This window comes from Mesorhizobium sp. M7A.F.Ca.CA.004.12.1.1, assembly GCF_003997835.1.
Lineage (GTDB): Bacteria > Pseudomonadota > Alphaproteobacteria > Rhizobiales > Rhizobiaceae > Mesorhizobium.
The window spans coordinates 1-1,421 of the sequence record NZ_RZRK01001147.1 but is presented as its reverse complement, the minus strand read 5'-3'; the positions used below and the strand labels follow the sequence as shown (position 1 = coordinate 1,421).

At 59.9% G+C, this 1,421-nt stretch carries 1 protein-coding gene; it reads left to right on the top strand.

Going from position 1 to position 1,421, the window contains the following annotated elements:
* On the top strand, positions 1–1,421 hold a 1,421-nt coding region (gene bamA / locus EN984_RS34565), incomplete at both ends, for an outer membrane protein assembly factor BamA (RefSeq protein WP_127384355.1).

The following is a 1,421-nucleotide window of genomic DNA, read 5'->3' as shown; positions in this document are numbered from 1 at the left end:
CAACCAGGTCGGCTCGACGCTGGTGGTCAAGGTCGCCGAGTACCAGGTGGTCAACCAGGTGCTGTTCCAGAACAACAAGAAGCTCAAGGACAATGCACTTGCGGCGGCGGTGCAGCTGAAGCCGCGCGGAACGTTCTCGCAGGCGACGCTCGATGCCGACGTGGAATCGGTCAAGGCTGCATACAGGCGCATTGGTCGTGACGATGTGACCGTGACCACGCAGGTTATGCAGCTTGGCGACAATCGCGTAAACGTTGTCTTCAACATCGTTGAAGGCGATCGCACGCAGATCGCGGCGGTCAATTTCGTCGGCAACAGTGCCTATTCCAGCCGCCGCCTGGCGGATATCATCAATACCAAGCGCTCGTCCTGGCTTTCCTTCGTCCTGCGCGACGACGTCTATGACGATGACAAGCTGCGCGCGGACGAGGAGCTGCTGCGCCGCTTCTACTACAATCACGGCTATGCCGACTTCCAGGTCGTGTCTGCTGTCGGCGAGCTCGACAGCGCGACGAACAAGTACACGGTCACCATCACCGTCCAGGAAGGCGACCGCTACACGTTCGGTGATGTCAGCGTCGAGAGCTCGATCCCTGAAGTCGACGGCAAGTCGCTGGAATCGGTGATCGAGACCCATAAGGGTGACGTCTACAACGCCAAGAACGTCGAGGATTCCATCATCGCGCTGACCGAGAAGGTGGCCGGTTCCGGCTATGCCTTCGCGCAGGTCACGCCGCGCGGCGACCGGAATTTCGAGAACCACACCATTTCGGTCGTCTACACGATCGACCAGGGCACCAAGGCCTATATCGAGCGCATCGAGATCCGCGGCAACGATCGCACGCGTGACTATGTCATTCGCCGCGAGTTCGATGTCAGCGAAGGCGACGCCTTCAACCAGGTGCTCATCCAGCGCGCGAAGAAGCGCCTGGAAAACCTGAATTACTTTGAGAAAGTCGACATCTCGACCGTGCCGGGCTCGCAGCCTGACCAGGTCGTTCTGGTGGTCGATGTGGTCGAGAAATCGACCGGCGAGTTCTCGGTGGGCGCTGGTTATTCGACCGGTGGCGACACGGCCGGTCCGTCGGTCGAAGGATCGGTGACCGAGCGCAACTTCCTCGGTCGTGGCCAGTTCATCAAGCTGTCGGCGGGCGGCGGCAAGAATTCACGCGACTACAGCCTGTCCTTCACCGAGCCTTATTTCCTCGGACGGCGCATCGCCGCCGGCTTCGACATCTTCAAGTCGACCAGGGAATACGACAACTACGACAGCGATACCACGGGTGCGACGGTGCGCTTCGGTCTGCCGATCACCGACAGCATCTCGACCCAGTTGGCGTACAACATCTCGCAAGAGAAATATGAGCTGGATGACAGCTGCGATGCAAATGGCGACGGGGTTCCTGATCCCGGTTGCAGTG